Raw genomic sequence first — 19,526 nt, 5'->3', positions numbered from 1 at the left:
GAACCCGATGCGTTTTTGTTCAATGCTAAAGTCATGTTGTTCTGAAAAATAATAAAAACAAGGGACTTTAATGCTTAGTATGTTTGGACTTGTCGGTGCGTTAGCGCTGCTAATTTTCTTGACGCTGCGTGGAATGAACCTGTTTCTTTGCGCACCATTGTGTGCATTGCTGGTGGCAATGAGTAGTAATATCAGGCTGTTTCCTGCAGGGTCTGAAGTGGACTTTATTAGTAGTTATATGAGTGGCTTCAGTGGCTTTATTCAAGCTTGGTTTTTTATGTTTTTGCTTGGCTCTCTGTTTGGCAAATTTATGGAAGATACTGGGGCGGCAGATGCGGTGGCGCACTACATTGTAGGAAAGTTGGGTATGAAATACGCAGTATTGGCGGTGGTGCTTGCCTGTGCGCTGCTGACCTATGGTGGGGTGAGTGTATTTATAGTGGCTTTCTCGGTCTTTCCGATGGCATTGAGTTTATTCAAAGATGCTAACCTACCAAGACGCTTTATTCCTGCAACACTGGCGTTTGGTTCCGTGACCTTTACGATGACCTCTGCGGGTTCACCTGAAATTCAAAATTGGATACCCATTAAATATTTAGGTACTTCGCCTTATGCTGCATGGCAGGAAAGTCTTATAGTCGCTGTGTTTATGGCGACTTTGGGTTATTTCTTGTTGATTCGTATGATTAAAAAAGCACAGCAAAATGGTGAAGTGTTTGCTGCACGCGATGACGACCCCGTACAATCAGCTAGGCGTTTACCACACCCTATCACCGGTCTTATCCCTTTAATTGTGGTGCTCGCTTTGTCATTTACGTTACATGAAGCGCTTCAACAAAGCGCACTAATAGTGGCTTTACTCGGTGGTGTTTTGAGTATTTTATTGCTCAACTTCAAGTATTTTGTGAATGTGCAGCAAGCCATTAACTTAGGTACAACAGGGGCTCTAGTCGCTATTGGTAATACGGCTGCTGTAGTTGGGTTTGGCGCGGTTGCTAAAGTCACTCCCGCTTTTCAAGAAGCGGTAGCGTTAATGACGCAAATACCTGGCAACGAACTATTAGGTGCGGCGATAGCGGTGAGTGTGATTGCGGGCTTAACTGGTTCTGCATCGGGCGGACAAGCCATTGCTTTGCCATTAGTTGCACCACATTACCTCGACCTTGGCGTCAACAACTCAGAGCTTCATCGTGTTGTTGCCATTAGTTCTGGGGCGATAGATACATTGCCACATAACGGCTATGTGGTAACAACCGTCAGAGCAATCTGTAAAGAAACACACCAAGCCGCTTATTGGCCACTGGCAATGCTGACTGTGGTTGTGCCTTTATTAGGATTAGCGCTTATTTTGGGGCTATTTATACTCTTTTAAGTAATTTGTGCATTAAATAGGCTATGATCATGCAAATTCAATAAAGTTCTAGCCATGTCAGAGACATTTAGCTAAATGACAAGCAGATTGTAGCCCTGTTGATGATTACTTATCGCCACGAATAAAAACTTTTTCGCAAATTGTGCGCATTTTAAGCGATATCAAGGATGATGTTCGTAATAAGAGGTGATATACTCCCGCCGAATAATTTTTCTACTTTAAATAGAGCAAAACAATGGCAGATTTATCGAAGTACAGAAACATTGGTATTTTCGCGCACGTTGATGCGGGTAAAACTACCACCACTGAGCGTATCCTAAAGCTTACAGGTAAGATTCACAAAACCGGTGAGGTACACGACGGTGAGTCTACTACTGACTTCATGGAACAAGAAGCTGAGCGTGGTATCACAATCCAGTCAGCTGCTGTAACGTGTGAGTGGAAAGGTCACCGCTTAAACGTGATCGACACCCCAGGACACGTTGACTTCACAGTTGAAGTATACCGTTCATTAAAAGTTCTTGACGGTGGTATCGGTGTATTCTGTGGTTCAGGTGGTGTAGAGCCACAATCAGAAACTAACTGGCGTTATGCGAACGAATCAGAAGTTGCACGTGTTATCTTCGTAAACAAATTAGACCGTATGGGTGCTGATTTCTTCCGCGTAGTAGGACAAGTTAAAAAAGTACTTGCTGCTAACCCACTTGTTATGACGTTACCAATTGGTATCGAAGACGAGTTCTGTGGTGTTGTAGACGTACTAACTAAGAAAGCATACGTATGGGATGACTCAGGTCTTCCTGAAAACTACGAAATCAAAGATGTTCCAGCTGACATGGTAGACCAAGTTGAAGAATACCATGAAATGCTTATCGAAAGTGCAGTAGAGCAAGACGACGAGCTAATGGAAGCGTACATGGAAGGTGAAATCCCTTCTATTGAAGATATCAAGCGTTGTATCCGTAAAGGTACTCGCACAATGGCGTTCTTCCCAACTTTCTGTGGTTCAGCGTTCAAAAACAAAGGTGTTCAACTAGTACTTGACGCAGTTGTAGATTATCTACCTGCTCCAACTGAAGTTGACCCTCAACCGCTAACAGATCCTGAAACAGGTGAACCTACTGGCGAAGTAGCAACTGTTGATGCTGATCAGCCGCTAAAAGCACTTGCGTTCAAGATCATGGATGACCGTTTCGGTGCTCTTACTTTCATCCGTATTTACTCTGGCCGCATGAAAAAAGGTGACACAATCCTTAACTCTGCAACAGGTAAAACTGAGCGTATCGGCCGTATGGTTGAGATGCAAGCGAACGATCGTAACGAGATTTCTGAAGCGCAAGCGGGTGACATCATCGCGGTTGTTGGTATGAAGAACGTACAAACAGGTCACACACTTTGTGATCCTAAGCACGAATGTACACTTGAAGCGATGATCTTCCCTGAGCCGGTAATCTCAATCGCGGTACAGCCTAAAGATAAAGGCGGTAACGAGAAGATGGGTATCGCTATCGGTAAGATGGTTGCAGAAGATCCGTCATTCCAAGTTGAAACTGACGAAGACTCAGGTGAAACTATCCTTAAAGGTATGGGTGAATTACACCTAGACATTAAGGTAGACATCCTTAAGCGTACTTACGGTGTAGACCTAATTGTTGGTCAACCTCAGGTTGCTTACCGTGAAACTATTACGCAATTGGTTGAAGATAGCTACACGCACAAGAAGCAATCAGGTGGTTCTGGTCAGTTCGGTAAGATCGATTACCGCATCAAGCCCGGCGAAGTTGGTTCAGGCTTCACGTTCAAGTCTACAGTTGTTGGCGGTAACGTTCCTAAGGAATTCTGGCCTGCAGTTGAGAAAGGCTTCAAGTCAATGATGGAAACTGGTGTACTTGCTGGCTTCCCTGTATTAGACGTAGAAGTTGAGCTATTCGACGGTGGTTTCCACGCAGTTGACTCATCAGCAATCGCGTTTGAAATCGCAGCGAAAGGTGCATTCCGTCAGTCGATTCCTAAAGCAGCACCACAACTGCTTGAGCCAATCATGAAAGTTGACGTGTTCACTCCTGAAGACCACGTGGGTGACGTAATTGGTGACCTTAACCGTCGTCGTGGTATGATCAAAGACCAAGAAGCTGGCCTAACTGGCGTTCGCATCAAGGGTGACGTACCTCTTTCTGAAATGTTTGGTTACATCGGTCAATTACGTACAATGACTTCTGGTCGTGGTCAGTTCTCTATGGAGTTCTCGCACTACTCACCATGTCCGCAAAACGTTGCTGAGACAGTCATTGCTGCAGAAAAAGAGAAAAAAGCGGCTAAATAATTTTTAGTTAGCTTCCAAATCTTTAAAAACCGCTTGGCAATCAAGCGGTTTTTTTATGTCTAATAAAAAAGTACTTAATTTTGATTTATTAGGACTTGATTTGGGTACTTCGACTGTTTATTATTGCATCTCAAGAAATAAAATTAAATGCGCTGGGCATATTGAACTTTTGGAGACTCGCAGTGAGAACCGTTGATTTATCAGTAAATTGGCTACTATATGGGTTATTCTTATTGCTGTGTGTGAGCTTATTTAGTTTAAAGCCAATGTTCGAGTCCGCAGCTATGGCTCTATCTGTGTTATGTTATGTATTGCTAGCCGCGAGTATTATACCAATAATGTTAGCGATACTTGATAAGCGCTTTGTGCACATTGATAGAGCGGGTATTAGCTACTCTTTAGGGTTTGGCACGCATTATATTCTATCCGAAGATATTAAACATATGCAGCGTAAGCGATTTTTTCTGCTCACTGTGTTGCAGATAGAGTTACACAGTGGTGGCGTGAAGTCTTTTTACAGCTGGACACTCAGCGATGCGGGTTTTGTCAGAGCTGAACAGCTTTTAGCAAGCAAATAACAAATGCGCCAAGTGGCGCATTTTTTGTGGATTAGCTAAGCCCAGCAGACTCTAAAGCTATTTATTTTTCGTTTAGCCAGATTGCAGCTTGTTTGGCAAAGTAGGTCAAAATACCATCCGCGCCGGCACGCTTAAACGCTAATAACGACTCCATGATGCACGGCTTTTCTGCCAGCCAGCCATTGTCGATTGCTGCGCGATGCATGGCATACTCCCCACTGACTTGATACGCAAAAGTGGGTACACCAAACTCATCTTTTACGCGACGCACGATGTCTAAATAAGGCATACCAGGTTTAACCATCACCATATCTGCACCTTCTTGTAAATCCAGTGCGACCTCTCGCAACGCTTCGTCAGAGTTTGCAGGGTCCATTTGATAGGTTTTCTTATCTGCACCCTTTAGGTTTCCAGCTGAGCCGACCGCATCACGAAATGGTCCATAATAGCTTGATGCATACTTAGCCGAATAGGCCATGATACGAGTGTGAATATGACCTTCTGCTTCCAATGCCTCGCGAATGGCTCCAATGCGACCATCCATCATATCAGAAGGCGCAACAATGTCAGCGCCCGCTTGTGCGTGTGACAATGCTTGTTTGATTAATACTTCGGTAGTGACATCGTTGATCACATAGCCATTGTCATCAATGATGCCATCTTGACCATGTACCGTAAATGGATCCAATGCGACATCTGTGATAACGCCGAGTTGCGGAAATGCAGCTTTTAATGCTTGTACGGTGCGCTGAGCAAGGCCTTCTGGATTATAAGCTTCCTCTGCATGGAGCGATTTTTTATCTGCAGGCGTTACCGGAAATATAGCAACAGCAGGTATACCCAAAGCGACAAGCTCGCCAGCTTCTTCAACTAATAAATCAATCGATAAACGCTCGATACCCGGCATTGACTCAATCGCTTCACGGCGATTTTTACCCTCTAAGACAAATACTGGGAAAATCAAATCGTTAACCGATAATTGATGTTCACTCATTAAGCGTCTTGAAAAGTCATCTCTGCGCATGCGACGCATACGTGTATAAGGAAATAAATCTAATCCTGATTGAGCCACTATAGTCTCCTAAAATTATAATTCGTACGCTAATACTCGATTTCTACCCTGCTGTTTTGCTTGATACAGGGCTTTGTCGGCTAAGTTTGTAAATAGGGTAGGGTTTTTACTGTCACTAGCAATAGCACTGTATACCCCGGCACTGAGCGTCACTTTTAGGTGTGTCACACCAAAGTCAAAATTTGTTGCAGATATACTTTGTCGTATTTGTTCGGCAAGTTCCAGAGCACCGTGTTGTTGTGTATTTGGTAGTAATAGTACAAATTCTTCACCACCATATCTAAATACTTCATCCAAAGGCCGTTTAAGGTGCTGCTCTACTATTTTTGCAACGGCGCAAATAGCCTGATCGCCAACTACATGACCATAGGTATCATTAATTTTTTTGAAGTGATCGATGTCTAACATGACCACGCTGAGCGTTGTTTGTTCTCGGCGAGAGCGCCGCACTTCCATCATAATGCGTTTATCAAAATAGCGGCGGTTTTTTACTTTGGTAAGTGCATCTTCCATGTTAAGCTTTTCTAATTCACGATTCTTTTCTTGTAGCTCTCTGAGCGTCACTTCAAGCTCAAAGGTACGTTCATCAATACTTGATTCCAACTTTTCCTGCGCTTGTTCTTGGATATGCAACCGCTCTTTTAATAGCGCATCTTCGGCTCTTGTTTGTGCTAGTCGCGCTTGCTGGTGCTTTATTTTGTTATCGCGGTCTTTAATATATTGGCGCGCTAAGGCGTAACTTAAGGTCATACTAATTAATAAGTAACACAGATAGGTTAGAGGTCTATCCAAAACTGGGCTTGAAAGCAGCCCCAACTCGAAAGCACTTTGATAGCCCAATACGAGTAACAGCGTGCTAAACATAAGCAAATACGCTTTATTAAATGGCGCAGAGCGCCTGTAAGCTATCGCAGCAAAAATTAAATATGTGAGGGTGGCTAAAAAGCTTAAGAAAAACGCGACTAACAAGGCAGTGCGATATGGCGCTAAAGGGAGTAAAACGGTAAACACCAAGCCCACTTTTAACATCGTGCTGAGTATGCGTTGTGTGCGTAGCGCACTTGTGGGGACCAATGTCGCTTTTAAGATAGGTATAAATAGCCAAGTCGAAATAAACATGAACAGTGCTTGCCCATATTGCTGAAGCCACAGCCAGTTACTATAGAGGTAGCGATGACTAAAGCCATATAAATGTACATTGAGCAGCCAAATAATTGCGATGGCTAAACCGCCAAATAAAAAATATTGCTTATGGGTAAAGGAATACAGTGAAAAATTGGTCAAAACCATAGCAACAATGAAGCCCGCCAACATCCCGTAGAGTAAGTTGAATTTGCTGGTATATTTTAGATATTCAATGGGGTGCCATAAGCTCAGCGGTAAGTAGGTTTGACCGCTATTTTCAACTTTAATGTAGATTGTGGAGCTTTCATGGGCTGGTAATTTAATTGGCACCAATTGAACTTGATGAGAAATTGGCAGCTGCGCATTTTTTTGGTACTCACTAGCAAGCGCAACCAAAATAGAGCGATTTTGCTTGGGAATAAACGCTGTGATTTTATCTAGTTGATTATTGTTCACACTCAGCAGTAATGGCAGGTCTTGTCTGGCTTGATTATTTAAAACAACTTTTAGCCAAATTATTTTCAAGTCTTGCTTGAGGTGCAAAAAACCATTATCAACGTGTTGCCAATCAAGTTCGCTACTTTTGAGCTGTTCAAGGGTTTCACTATTATTTTGCACATAAGAAAACGGCAACGCTGAGCGTTTGCTAAAGCCTTGCTCAATCTCAAATGCATCAGTTGCAAATGTGACCAGTATGCATAATAAAACAGCGAGTAGGCGAATCACGGCAACTCACCCTCAGCCATGAATAGGCGATTAAAGTTGTCATGGCTAATTTGCGCGACATGCTCAATACTTTGCCCTCTTAATTGGGCTATTTGGCGCACCACTTCGATAACAAATGCAGGCTCATTACGGCGTGATTTAGGTTTCGGTTTTAAGGTGCGAGGTAATAGATAGGGGGCATCTGTTTCGATAAGCAATTTGTCATCTGGTATTAGAGGAACAAGTTGCTGAAGCTGCGCACCTCGGCGCTCATCGCATACCCAGCCCGTGATACCAATCATCAAACCGTAGTTTAAATAGAACTCTAGGGCGGTTTTGTCGCCAGTAAAACAGTGTAGTACGCCATGAACGTTCATCTGTTCGAGTACCGTACTCATGCTTTCGAAGGCATCTCGCTCATGTAAATAAACGGGCATCCCCAATTGTTGTGCAAGACTCAGTTGCTCAGATAAAACGTTTATTTGCTGAGATCTTGGCGAAAAATCGCGATTAAAATCCAGACCACATTCACCTACAGCAACGACTTCAGGCTGGCTAAGTAACTGACATAGGTGTGTCAAATAATCACTTGATGCGTCTTTGGCATTATGAGGGTGAATGCCAGCTGTGCATACAAAGCCATAATGGCAGGCAAGCTGCAGGCTGTGGGTTGAATCTTCTACATCGCTACCAATCAGTAGCATGTTATCGACACCGACTTGTTGAGCGCGCAAAACCACTTCGTCACGAATCTCATCGAATTGTGAACTTGTGAGGTTTACTCCAGCATCGATATAACGTGTGGTCATTAGTCCACTCGCTTGACTCTGATGCTACGGTTTGAACCATATTTAGTCATAAAAAATGAATCTAAAGCACCGCGTTTGATCTCTATTCTATCGCCTTTTTTAGCGTAAAAAGCGCCGTTGCCTAGCTGTTTCCATGACTGGCCATTATCAATCTTAAATAACCGAGTACCCAAGGGGGATTTCTTTACTTCGATAACAAAGGCGTTGAATTGTGAGTCTACAGGTTGCGCAAACACCGTTGCACTGGCAAAAAGTGCACTTAAAAGCGCTATGATTTTCATTGTTCGGACTCCCTTTGTGCAGAGCCTTTGGCGTAAAACTTCGCAAGTAATAAACCCAGTTCAAAGAGCAATAGCATAGGTATCGCTAGCAGGGTCTGAGAGAGCACATCGGGTGGTGTTAAAAACATGGCAACCACGAATGCACCCACTACCATATAAGGGCGCTTTTCTTTGAGGCTTGTAACCGATGTCGCACCGCTCCAGCACAACAACATAATAGCGACAGGGATTTCAAATGCGACTCCAAATGCAAAAAACAGCTTTAAGGCAAAACTCAAATAACTGCTAATATCAGGAGAAATGGTCATCATTTGTGGCCCAACACTGGTAAAAAAGCCCAGCACGATGGGCAGTACAACAAAATAACAAAAAGCAATACCGGAATAAAAAAGCACCACGCTTGAAAGTAACACTGGGATAAGCATACGCTTTTCATGTTGATACAGGCCGGGGGCGATAAAGCTCCAAATTTGATGCAGTATTATTGGAATGGCAGCAAACAGTGCAACAAACAATGTGAGCTTAAAAGGAGCAAAAAAGGGTGCAGTCACATCGGTGGCTATCATAGTGCTATGCTCAGGCAGAGTTGCAATTAGAGGTGCTGCAACATAGCCGTATATGTCGTTGGCAAAATATACCAGCGCAATAAAAATCAACAACACACTCAATAGCGCTTTCATAACCCGATTTCGAAGCTCAATTAAATGGCCGATAAAACCGCTGTGTTGGGTTTGTGACATAAGTTGCTCTTTACTTCTTTATTACTTGGTTATTTAGTCTTTTTTGACGTCTGACGTGTTCTTATAACTATGCTTTACTGACTCAGCGGCTTTTTGCAGCTCATTTACCGATTGTTTAATATCATCAGGTAAATCTTGCATGTTTTGCTGTTCAGCCTTTTTTAAATTGGTATGTAGCTCGTGAACTCGTAACTCTTCACTGACTTCTGCTTTGACCGAGTTTGCAACAGACTTGATGGTACTTATCCAGCGACTGACGGTACGGATTGCAACCGGTAAACGCTCTGGACCTAAGACTATTAAGCCTACGATGAGGACTACCACCAGTTCCCACATGCCCATGAGTTATACCTTATCTTTGTCTTTTTTCTCTTGTTCGGCAGTGTTTTCTTTTTCTTGTTGCTTTTGCTCCATTAGCTGAGCAGATGCCTTATCTTCATCAGACATCGCTTTTTTAAATCCTTTAACAGCACCACCTAAGTCACTACCAATGCCACGCAGTTTTTTTGTTCCAAACAACAAAACAATGATGGCGAGGATGATTAATAACTGCCAAATACTGATCCCACCTAAACCCATGATGACTCCGTTTGTGATAAAAAACTTAACTTGTCGTGATTATACGCCCAGTGCGCAAAATATCACCCTATTTTGCGCCACGCACTTATAAATAAGACGGCACTTGCAGATAATGTCAAGCCGCTTACTAGCCACTCATGTGCCAAATAACTCAAGCTGGCACAAATAAGTGAAGTACAGGCTAGCATACCTAATAGTATGGGTTTGGCATCACTCTTTTCTTTGACATTGGTCAACTGCCGATTACTTCGCTTGAGATTTTGATAAATAAGGTCGGGCATTTCTGGCATTTTTTCGGCCCAAAACGGCAGATTAGCATACAGTTGCTTCAGTACAGACCAAGGGCCTACTTGCTCTTTTACCCATTTTTCTAGAAATGGTTTAGCGGTTTGCCATAAGTCTAGCTGAGGGTAAAGTTGACGACCGAGACCCTCAACATAGAGCAGCGTTTTTTGCAGTAATACCAGCTGAGGCTGTACTTCCATATTGAAGCGTCTAGCGGTATTGAATAGATTGACCAAAACATGACCAAACGATATTTCAGCGAGCGGCTTATTAAAAATAGGTTCACACACAGTACGTATTGCGAACTCAAACTCTTCAACACATGTATCGGCCGGCACCCAGCCAGAGTCGACATGTAACTGAGCAACTTGGCGATAATCACGATTGAAAAAGGCGATGAAGTTTTCTGCTAGATAACGCTTATCTTCTTTATTTAATGTGCCAACAATACCGCAGTCTATGCCTATGTATTGCGGGTTGTGCGGTGTATTACGTGATACAAAAATATTCCCTGGATGCATATCAGCATGGAAAAAGCTGTCTCTGAACACTTGAGTGAAAAATACTTCCACGCCTCTTTCTGCAAGGAGTTTCATGTTGGTCCCTTGCTCAAGTAGTGCATCGGTATCTGAAACGGGGATCCCATAAATGCGTTCCATTACAAGCACATTGGTGCGCGAATAGTCACTAAACACTTCGGGGATATATAAAGATTCTGAGTCTGTGAAATTACGCTTTAGCTGAATGGCATTGGCAGCTTCTCGCATTAGGTCGAGCTCATCCAGCAAAGTCTTTTTGTACTCTTTAACTACTTCAACAGGGCGCAAACGACGACTTGACTTAAATAATCGAACGATTAATCGAGCAAATTGCGCCATTAAGGCTAAATCTGCACTGATCTGTTGCTCAATGTCAGGGCGGATCACCTTAATGACCACTTCTTTTTCTTGCCCTTTGTCCACTAACGTCGCTGTATGGACCTGAGCAATTGATGCAGACGCAAGTGGCGTTTGTTCAAACTCACTAAACAGCTCATTTATATCTTTAATCTGTAACGCATTTTCTATTAGCTTTTGAGCTTGAGCGCCATCAAAAGGCGCTACCTTGTCTTGTAATAATGCTAGCTCCTCAGCGACTTCTAGTGGCAATAGATCTCTGCGTGTAGAGAGCATTTGTCCAAACTTAACCCATACTGGCCCTAACGTTTGTAGCGCTAAACGCAGCCTAACACCAATCGGTTTATCTGCATGTTTATTGCTCATCCAAAACAGACTGCTTCTGGCCACGCGAGCAAACCAAGGTCGCTTTTTTGCAGGAATAAACTCATCAAGCCCAAAACTGAGTAAGGTGTTTGTTATCTGATATAAGCGAGCAATTGCCAAACTGGTTTCCTTAACGAGTGAGTAGTTGATTAATGCGTTGTTCTAATTGCGCTGTGCGTTGTTTAAGCTCACGTGTATGCGCTTTAAATTGTGTCATTTCAAGTGGATGAATGGCGACTTTTAGTTCATCTTGCAGTAGCTCGGTGGTGGTACTTTTAAGTATTTTGCTTAGTTGTTGTGAGCGTGAACGAACAGATTTGACATGTTGCGCAAGTTGTTGAGCGCCGGCATCACCCAAATATCGAGATAATTGCTCAGGCCAATCAATATCCAAGTTAGAAAAGCTTTGGCTATATGCCTGTGCCACATTTAGATTGCCCTGCAAGTCTAATTCTTCTTGACGAATTAAGCGTGTTAGCACACTTGGGTCTTTAAGTTGTGACAAGGTCGCAATGCTGGCACTGATGTGACAGTCTGCCAGCTCTTGATAGTTGTTGAACAGCATAAAACTTTTGCCAGTATAGGTGAGCGCAAAAGTGTGTTGCCAGTCGCGTATTTCAATCGCTAAAACCTGATGTTGTACTTTCTCAAGTGATGTCGCAAAACTTGGGTCTAACTCAAGGGTTGTGTTGAGTACACGCTCAGCTGCAGCGACTAGCAAAGTTTTTAACATGCTATCCTCTAATATTTAAAACCGCGATGCAGCGCAACAATACCACCGGTCATGTTTTGGTAGCTGGCTTGCTCAAAGCCGGCGTCTTCCATCATACTTTTTAACGTTTCTTGGTCTGGATGCATTCGGATAGACTCAGCCAAATAGCGATATGACTCGCTATCATTCGCGACGAGCTTGCCCATGGTCGGCAGCAGGTTAAACGAATAAAAGTCATAAATTTTAGATAACGCTTCGCTGTCGGTTTTTGAAAATTCTAAGATCAACAAACGACCACCGGGTTTAAGAATACGATACATTGAGCGCAGTGCAGCATCTTTGTCTGTGACATTACGTAAACCGAATGCAATGGTGATCACATCAATGCTGTTATCTGGAAATGGTAGTGCTTCGGCATTCATTTGCACGTACTCAATATTGCTTACCAATCCTAAGTCACGCAATTTATCACGGCCTACTTTGAGCATTGAGTCGTTGATATCACCTAGGATCACCTGACCAGTATCGCCAACCAGTTGACTAAATTTGGCGGTTAAGTCACCTGTTCCACCAGCTAAATCAAGTACACGATGACCTTTGCGTACCCCTGAGCAAGCGATAGCTTGGCGCTTCCATAAACGATGAATACCAAATGACATTAAGTCATTCATGATGTCGTATTTGGCAGCGACGGAATGAAATACATCGGCAACCATTGATGCTTTTTCTTCGCGGGCGACTGTTTTATAACCAAAATCTGTTGTTTGTTGTTGCGACTCTTTCATGGTGCTTCTCTGCTCTGGCCGTTACGCTAAGTTGTTCATAGTGTACTTGATTGCGTGACTGAGGTGCAATTTATCGCAGCAGAATTTGTTAAATTTGGCGCCGTTTTAGCGTTAAGCGCAAGTAAAACAACTTTGCCCTGACAAATATGCTTTGTGGGCGGCGAGATGAGCTTTATGTGCTAATTCGTCAAAGCTTTGTTCTTGGTGCCTTTTCGTTATGCCTAAAGAGAGTTGTATGCGGGGTAACTCAACATGGCTTTTGGAACTCACGAATTTTAGTTTTTCAACGCCGTTTCTGATCTTTTCCGCAATAACGTTTGCGGTGCTTGGCTCAATGTCGGCGAGTAAAACGGTAAACTCTTGCTCTCGTGTGCGTCCAGGCAAGCCACTTTCAAAAACATATTTTTGTACTTTTTTGGCCACTCTATTAACGATAACTTCCCCAACAACATCACCATATTCTTGGGTAAAGTCTTGTAGATTCGTTATTTGGATGGCTATTGCGCAAATAGACTTATCTTTGGCTAACCAAGCTTGTGTTTGTTGGTTTAAAAAGTGACGTTTATACAGACCTGTTTGTGGGTCAATAATGTGTTGCTTACGTAGATGTTGCAGCTGTTTCTGTGACTTCATGTGCATCAGACGCATTTTTTTGATTTGCGCTTTGAACATTTGGTGCTGATTCAGTAATGCATCGGCTGATTGGCCAAGCTGCTGCATTGCTCTTTTGCTTTTCGCGATGTTATTTTCATCTAGGTCTTGCACACAAGAGGTGACTTTTTGTGCAAAGCTTGCCAGTTGTTTTTGTGATTCGTTGGTTGTTTTTGATAAGTTTGCTAATACACCATCTACATTATTCAGTAGTTCAGTCTCTGTTTTGTGGCCTTTATTAAGGTGTTCAAAGTACAGGTGTTCCACAAACATGCTATCTATTTTTCGCTTGTCGTTAATAGCATCGTTTATCGCTTTATTGAGTGCGGCTTCACATTTACTTATATAAGTATATGCCACGTGATAGTTCATCGGCGTTGGCGGCAAATGGTACTGCTCTAAAAACAGGCAAACCTGTGTCATTTTTTCTTGTGCATTAGCCATGGAGTCATGGAATATCATTTTGTTTACCGCAATAATAAAACGCTACTTCGAGTCAGTGACTTCCCCTTTAGTTATGGGTTGGGTCTCACTACTATCATATTTATTCAAGCACCTAGTGCAATCTGTATTTAAAATCAAAACGGCCGCATTTGAAATAGAAAAGTTAAATTTATGCGACTGTTCGCTTTTTTTATCATCAATTTTTCGTAGTTTGCCTGCAAATTAAACGTATTGCAATTTCTGGGATTGAACTCTTTTAGTTGCAGTGTCTGTATTTACTCAGCTACAGTCGAAAAAAATCCAAAATCTAGGATATAAAAGTGATTAAAATTTTTGCGTTATCGGCAGGCGTTGTCATTTGTAGTCTGTCCTTGTTGGGCTGTCAGACAACACCCAAATCTAGTAACGATATGTTTACTCAAGTTGAACAGCAAGTTCAGCAATTCCTAAAAAAAGCGGATCCATCTAAAGTTAATACATTAGATGCGACCTATTACCTGCCCAATTTAAGTGCTGAATATTTAGAAGAGCAATATCAAGCACGCTTAAATTTGCTCAAGCGTTTGGACGAGGTGGAGTTTCCAAAGCTCAGCAGAGACAACCAAATTAACCACACGATACTACGCTCACAGATCCAAAATAAAGTGGATGAATATCGCTTTAAAAAGCACTATATACCGTTGACTTCGGAGGGTGGGTTTCACTCAGAACTCACTTATATTGTTGGTTATAGTGACTTTACAAAAGCCAGTGGCTTTGAAGTTTATTTAAAGCGCTTGGAGCAAGTGCCTCGCTTCTTTGAGCAGAATATGCACTGGATGCGTGTGGGTATTGAAACTGGCCACACACAGCCACAGGTTGTGCTCAAAGGCTATGAAAAGTCCATAGCTGGCTTTATTCATGAAGATGTGACTCAATCAGTGTTTTATGCGCCATTTAAAAGCAACACCGCAAAGTTGTCTGATACTGAATTTGCCGCATTGCAGGCGCGCGCAAAATCAGTGTTAAGCAACAAGGTGATGCCTGCTTATAGTGCCTACTTAGAATTTTTTACTGAGCAATATCAGCCAAATGCTCGTCAAAGCATTGCGCTGCGTGATACCCCAAATGGCCAGGCTTACTATGCAAATAGGGCGCAGCATTATACAACGACAGACATGTCACCTAAACAAATCCACGAGTTGGGTTTAAAAGAAGTTGCGCGCATTCGCAAAGAAATGGAAGCCGTTATTGAGCAAGTTGGCTTTAAAGGTTCTTTTGCCGAATTTGTGAATTTTTTAAGAACTGATCCACAATTTTACGCTAAAACACCAGAACAATTACTCAAAGAAGCCGCTTACATTGCCAAGCGTATAGACGCGAAGTTACCACAGTTATTTCATACCTTACCAAGACGCCCCTATGGTGTTGCACCTGTGCCACAAAGCATCGCGCCAAAATACACAACCGGGCGTTACTTAGGAGCAAGCAATGACTTAGAAGCTGGGTATTACTGGGTAAATACCTACGCGTTAGACAAACGTCCGCTCTATGTTTTAGAAGCGCTGACTTTGCACGAAGCTGTTCCTGGACACCACTTGCAGATTGCGCTAAATGAAGAAATGGATCACTTACCCGATTATCGACGTAACAGTTATATCTCTGCATTCGGTGAAGGATGGGGGCTTTATTCTGAATATTTAGGGCTGGAAGTTGGCTTTTATCAAGACCCTTATAGTAACTTTGGCCGTTTAACTTATGAAATGTGGCGTGCTGTTCGCTTGGTGGTAGATACAGGCATGCATATGTTTGGTTGGACCCGAGAGCAGGCTATGGACTTTATGAAAAACAACACAGCTTTATCGTTACACAATGTTAGAACAGAAACCGACCGTTATATTTCTTGGCCTGCACAGGCGCTGTCATACAAAATAGGTGAGCTTACGATTAAACGTTTACGTGCCAAAGCAGAGCAGCAGTTAGGCGACAAGTTTGATTTAAGAGAGTTTCACCACCAGGTGCTACGTCATGGCTCTGTGCCGCTGTTTTTACTCGAAGCGCAGATAGAGCAATACATCCAACAAACTCTAGCGAGTAACTAATCGTGGATGGCTTAGTTCAAGCCTGTTATTTACTGCAGGCATGAACGTGTGGCAGGTAAAATAATTTGAAAAGCACAAAAAGCAGCATCGGCTGCTTTTTGTTTTTTTACAGTAGGAGGCTTATCAATAATTGCGACAAGTCTTCTTTTGATTTGCAATGTGGCGCTTGTAATATAAGTTGTTCGCCAAGCTGCAATGCTTGAGACTGTGCATTGAGTCTTGCCTGCTCATCTTCGATGCCATCAATATCAGCAACATGGGCAAGCCCTATGGTGCGGCGTATTAACTCAGTACCGCAAAAGCCAAATGCGTCTCGCAGCACTTGTTCCACAAAAAAATCAGCATAACCCGTTGTTTTGAAAGATAAGTCTTTAGTGTGTGTTTGGGCCAAAGCCAGCCATGCTCGCTCAAATTCACTCGCGCATGTTTGTATGCACGTAAGTAGGTAGGTATGTATATCTCTGCGCTGTGGCAACGTTTTCGCGCGAGCGTTTTGTGCGCAATAGTTAAGCAGTAAATTGCCAATAAAAGAGCCTAAATCAAAGCCAATTGGTCCGAAAAAGCCAAACTCTGGATCGATGACTTTGGCATCGTTTTCATCTACAAAAATACTACCCGTATGAATATCGCCGTGCAGCAATGCCTGCGGAGCGCTTAAAAATTTACTTTTCAACTGTGCGACAGCCAGCTTTAGAGCATTATTTTGCTGCAGTTTAGTGACTTGCGCATTTAAAGCGTGTGGAAAGTTATTTCTTTCGCAGACTCGATATGGGTCATCGAAGAATAAATCCTCAGTGATGGCGCATAGTTCAGGATTTGTAAACTCTTGCACAAGTGCTTTTTTTTGTTGTGCGTCTAAATAGAAATCACTGGTAAAAAAGCTGGTATGAGCAAGGTAATGGGCAATATTTGATGCGAGATGATCAAACGTTTTGCCTTCGCAAAGTTGGCTTCTAAGGATCTGCATATGACCCAAATCTTCCAAAATTGTCACGGCTAACTCGTTATTTTGGTGCAACACCTTAACGGTTGTGTCTGGGTATATCGCGCCATGTTTTGTGAGTACACTTGCTTCGATTCTTGCTCTGTCTAATGTTAATGGCCACGACTCTCCAACACATCGCGCGTAGGGCAGTGCTTGTTTCAAAATCACGCTGTTGTGGTGTTGATCAGCTACACGAAAAACCAAATTTAGATTGCCATCGCCAAACTCGTAGCAAGTCAGGTTTGCATCATCGCTAAAAAGCTGTGTTTGAGTTTTTACATACTCAAGTGCTTGAGCATTGTCCAAAGTGGTGTAGTTAGTCATAAGAAGCCATAGATTAACGAAACTAATTGCAGCATTCTAAGCTTTTAAATGTTTAGATGTCTATACTTCTTTTTCTGCTGCTGTAAAATAGCACCGTTGAATTTAGAGTAGAGAATCATTATGCAGACCTTAATTGCACGTAGTTTGAAATATACAGACAACCAGTTGTGGGTGTTAGATCAGTATTTACTGCCCCATGAGCAGCATTGGCTTTTATGCGAAAGCGTAGAACAAATGCAGTCATATATCGTGTCTTTAAGAGTGCGTGGAGCGCCTTTGATTGGTCTTGCGGCAACGCTATTGGTGGCTCATTTGGCATTACAAGCGCAGAGCAAAGCGCAATTAGCGCAAGCCATTGATGACTTAGAAGCAACACGTCCCACAGCGGTTAATTTAATGCATTGTATGGCCAAAATGCGCGAAGCATTGGCACATGATGACCACGTTAATCAGTTGGTTCAAACCGCGGAGCAGCTATTTTTTGAAGACGTAGCCTTGTGTGAGCAAATGGCCACGTTGGGCGCACAATTAGTGAATGCAGGAGATAATATACTTACGCATTGTAATACTGGCGCGCTTGCGACAGCGGGTATTGGTACTGCACTGGGGGTTATTTACAAAGCGCATCAAACATTGGCCGATATACATGTTTGGGTGGATGAAACCAGACCTTTGCTGCAAGGCGGCAGGCTCACTGCGTTCGAGTTGTCACAATGGCAAGTGCCCTATACGTTGATATGCGACAATATGGCAGCAAGCCTGATGTCCGCAAAGCAAGTGGATAAAATTTTTGTGGGCGCAGATAGGATTGCTGCCAATGGTGATTTTGCCAACAAAGTGGGCACTTACAATCTAGCCGTGTTAGCCAAACATCATGGCATTCCTTTTTATGTAGTAGCGCCAGAGACCACCCTTGATAGTGCTTGCCCAAATGGCGATGCAATTCCGATTGAACAGCGCAATCCGCTAGAGGTGACAGGTGTCAGTGGTAGTTTTGGTCAGTGCCAATGGGCGCCAGATAATGCCAAGGTATACAACCCCGCATTTGATGTTACACCTGCGATGCTTGTCACAGGTTGGGTGTTAAATAGTGGAGTTTATTCACAACAAGATGTATTAGGTGGTGTGTTTAAATAAAGGTACAATATCACGGACAAATCACTCTGCATTTTGAAAGGGAAGACATGAATCAACTAATAAAAATATGTTTTGCTATAGCGCTATGGAGCGGGCTAAATGTGGCGCAAGCGTCATCGCTTATTCCTGTTGAACATTTCAGTAAAGACTTTGCGTATCGCAATGTAACAATATCGCCAAATGGAAAATATCTGGCTTTTATATCGAAAGTAGATGGGAAAAATAACCTCTATGTATTTGATATTAAAAAGAACAAAATTATCAGTGGTGTAAACTTTAGTGACAACGCTCAAGTCGGTCGCTATGAATGGTCAGGCGATGACCGTTTGGTGATGGAAAAACAGTATATAAGAGGCTGGAAGTCTCACCCTAAATATTACGGTGAACTATTCGCTATGGATGCTGATGGGAGCAAAAAACGCTATGTTGTTGGCTATCAAGGAGAGATGCAAACAGGTTCGGCGGTGCGTAAAGCGACGCCTTTGTATGGCACCTCATTCATATTGGACCCATTAGAGCACGATGAAGATCACATTCTTATCGTTACCTATCCATGGAGTAATGTCAGAGAGCCAAAAACGGTTGTTTATGAGGTGAATGTTAATACTGGATATCGTAAACATGTTGCGGGTTCACCGCATAAAAATGGTCGTTTTTTGACTGATCGTCAAGGCAATGTGCGTGTTGTATCATCCACCGAAAATGGCCTTGATTATGAATTCTATGCTCGCTCACCTGAGGGAGGGCCATGGCAACCACTCAAGCTTGAAAATGGTGCCTTGCGCAACATTGTGCCAATTAGTTTTAGCGCTTCTGGCAAAGAAGTAATCATCAGCGCTAGCGAAAACAGCAAGCCGAAAGGGATTTATAAGCTTGATTTAAAAACTGGTAAAACCACAAAGATATTTCAAGATGATGTGGTATCACCAAGCAATGTCTGGGTTGATATTCATAGTAAGGAAATCTATGCCGTCGAGTTAGAGCCTGGATTTCCTAGCTATGCGTTTATCGACTCTGATGCAAAAAATAGCGTTAAGCTCAAATCTCTACTGGCTTCGTTACCTAACTCGCAGGTCCACCTTGTTAGCTCCAGCATTGATGGCAAGAAGAGTGTCGTGTATGCATGGAGTGATACCAATCCGGGGCAATACTATCTATGTGACCTTACGGCAAGATAGCGCAAATAAGTAAAAACCATCCGGCATACTTGATTGCAACCTAAACAACTAAGGTGTGATCAATGAATACCACAACATCATTAGAGCAAATTAAAGCA

General features: G+C 42.8%; 18 protein-coding genes. 6 read left to right on the top strand and 12 right to left on the bottom strand.

Annotated features, from left to right (window positions below):
* Nucleotides 1–70 precede the first annotated feature (70 nt).
* The 3 genes from HC733_RS13500 to HC733_RS13490 all read left to right on the top strand — a co-directional run bounded on the left by HC733_RS13500 (nt 71) and on the right by HC733_RS13490 (nt 4,273).
* Nucleotides 71–1,372, top strand: coding sequence for a GntP family permease (locus tag HC733_RS13500; protein ID WP_190365571.1), 1,302 nt, complete (start codon nt 71–73; stop codon nt 1,370–1,372).
* A gap of 235 nt (nt 1,373–1,607) precedes the next feature.
* Nucleotides 1,608–3,695 carry an elongation factor G gene (gene fusA, locus HC733_RS13495; RefSeq protein ID WP_190365570.1) on the top strand — a complete coding sequence of 696 codons (2,088 nt, stop codon included), beginning with the start codon at nt 1,608–1,610 and terminating at the stop codon, nt 3,693–3,695.
* Between the two features lie 182 nt (nt 3,696–3,877).
* A complete protein-coding gene (locus HC733_RS13490; RefSeq protein ID WP_190365569.1) occupies nt 3,878–4,273 on the top strand; it encodes a hypothetical protein in 396 nt (131 codons plus the stop codon).
* Nucleotides 4,274–4,334: 61 nt separating this feature from the next.
* Here the strand turns inward: HC733_RS13490 and hemB are convergent, their stop codons facing one another.
* The 11 genes from hemB to HC733_RS13435 all read right to left on the bottom strand — a co-directional run bounded on the left by hemB (nt 4,335) and on the right by HC733_RS13435 (nt 13,741).
* Nucleotides 4,335–5,345 carry a porphobilinogen synthase gene (hemB, locus tag HC733_RS13485; RefSeq protein ID WP_190365568.1) on the bottom strand — a complete coding sequence of 337 codons (1,011 nt, stop codon included), beginning with the start codon at nt 5,343–5,345 and terminating at the stop codon, nt 4,335–4,337.
* A 15-nt stretch (nt 5,346–5,360) separates the two neighbouring features.
* Nucleotides 5,361–7,196, bottom strand: a complete 1,836-nt coding sequence (locus HC733_RS13480; protein WP_190365567.1) for a diguanylate cyclase — start codon at nt 7,194–7,196, stop codon at nt 5,361–5,363.
* Nucleotides 7,193–7,984 carry a TatD family hydrolase gene (locus HC733_RS13475; protein WP_190365566.1) on the bottom strand — a complete coding sequence of 264 codons (792 nt, stop codon included), beginning with the start codon at nt 7,982–7,984 and terminating at the stop codon, nt 7,193–7,195. The genes HC733_RS13480 and HC733_RS13475 overlap by 4 nt, the downstream gene beginning before the upstream one ends.
* Nucleotides 7,984–8,265 (bottom strand): hypothetical protein, encoded by a 282-nt coding sequence (locus HC733_RS13470; protein ID WP_190365565.1) that lies wholly within the window; start codon nt 8,263–8,265, stop codon nt 7,984–7,986. The genes HC733_RS13475 and HC733_RS13470 overlap by 1 nt, the downstream gene beginning before the upstream one ends.
* On the bottom strand, nt 8,262–9,005 hold the full coding sequence (tatC, locus tag HC733_RS13465; RefSeq protein WP_190365564.1) for a twin-arginine translocase subunit TatC: 744 nt from the start codon (nt 9,003–9,005) through the stop codon (nt 8,262–8,264). The genes HC733_RS13470 and tatC overlap by 4 nt, the downstream gene beginning before the upstream one ends.
* A gap of 33 nt (nt 9,006–9,038) precedes the next feature.
* Nucleotides 9,039–9,347, bottom strand: a complete 309-nt coding sequence (gene tatB / locus HC733_RS13460; protein ID WP_190365563.1) for a Sec-independent protein translocase protein TatB — start codon at nt 9,345–9,347, stop codon at nt 9,039–9,041.
* 3 nt (nt 9,348–9,350) lie between these two features.
* Nucleotides 9,351–9,584 carry a Sec-independent protein translocase subunit TatA gene (tatA, locus tag HC733_RS13455; protein WP_190365562.1) on the bottom strand — a complete coding sequence of 78 codons (234 nt, stop codon included), beginning with the start codon at nt 9,582–9,584 and terminating at the stop codon, nt 9,351–9,353.
* 62 nt (nt 9,585–9,646) lie between these two features.
* Nucleotides 9,647–11,251 carry a ubiquinone biosynthesis regulatory protein kinase UbiB gene (ubiB, locus tag HC733_RS13450; RefSeq protein WP_190365561.1) on the bottom strand — a complete coding sequence of 535 codons (1,605 nt, stop codon included), beginning with the start codon at nt 11,249–11,251 and terminating at the stop codon, nt 9,647–9,649.
* A 10-nt stretch (nt 11,252–11,261) separates the two neighbouring features.
* A complete protein-coding gene (locus HC733_RS13445; protein ID WP_190365560.1) occupies nt 11,262–11,864 on the bottom strand; it encodes a ubiquinone biosynthesis accessory factor UbiJ in 603 nt (200 codons plus the stop codon).
* An 8-nt stretch (nt 11,865–11,872) separates the two neighbouring features.
* Complete coding sequence (gene ubiE / locus HC733_RS13440) at nt 11,873–12,628, bottom strand: bifunctional demethylmenaquinone methyltransferase/2-methoxy-6-polyprenyl-1,4-benzoquinol methylase UbiE (RefSeq protein ID WP_190365559.1); 756 nt, start codon at nt 12,626–12,628, stop codon at nt 11,873–11,875.
* Between the two features lie 111 nt (nt 12,629–12,739).
* Nucleotides 12,740–13,741 carry a GGDEF domain-containing protein gene (locus tag HC733_RS13435; RefSeq protein WP_238937546.1) on the bottom strand — a complete coding sequence of 334 codons (1,002 nt, stop codon included), beginning with the start codon at nt 13,739–13,741 and terminating at the stop codon, nt 12,740–12,742.
* A gap of 392 nt (nt 13,742–14,133) precedes the next feature.
* Between HC733_RS13435 and HC733_RS13430 the strand changes: the two genes are divergently transcribed.
* On the top strand, nt 14,134–15,804 hold the full coding sequence (locus HC733_RS13430; protein WP_190365603.1) for a DUF885 domain-containing protein: 1,671 nt from the start codon (nt 14,134–14,136) through the stop codon (nt 15,802–15,804).
* Between the two features lie 106 nt (nt 15,805–15,910).
* Here HC733_RS13430 and mtnK read toward each other — a convergent pair whose 3' ends face one another.
* On the bottom strand, nt 15,911–17,113 hold the full coding sequence (gene mtnK / locus HC733_RS13425) for an S-methyl-5-thioribose kinase (protein WP_190365558.1): 1,203 nt from the start codon (nt 17,111–17,113) through the stop codon (nt 15,911–15,913).
* 120 nt (nt 17,114–17,233) lie between these two features.
* Between mtnK and mtnA the strand changes: the two genes are divergently transcribed.
* Together mtnA and HC733_RS13415 are read left to right on the top strand one after the other, a co-directional pair.
* Nucleotides 17,234–18,250, top strand: coding sequence for an S-methyl-5-thioribose-1-phosphate isomerase (gene mtnA, locus HC733_RS13420; protein ID WP_190365557.1), 1,017 nt, complete (start codon nt 17,234–17,236; stop codon nt 18,248–18,250).
* Nucleotides 18,251–18,297: 47 nt separating this feature from the next.
* Nucleotides 18,298–19,428, top strand: a complete 1,131-nt coding sequence (locus HC733_RS13415) for a TolB family protein (protein WP_190365556.1) — start codon at nt 18,298–18,300, stop codon at nt 19,426–19,428.
* Nucleotides 19,429–19,526 lie beyond the last annotated feature (98 nt).

The sequence above is a fragment of the Pseudoalteromonas sp. S16_S37 genome, from assembly GCF_014694405.1.
Lineage (GTDB): Bacteria > Pseudomonadota > Gammaproteobacteria > Enterobacterales > Alteromonadaceae > Pseudoalteromonas.
This window is presented reverse-complemented; position numbering and strand designations above follow the sequence as displayed.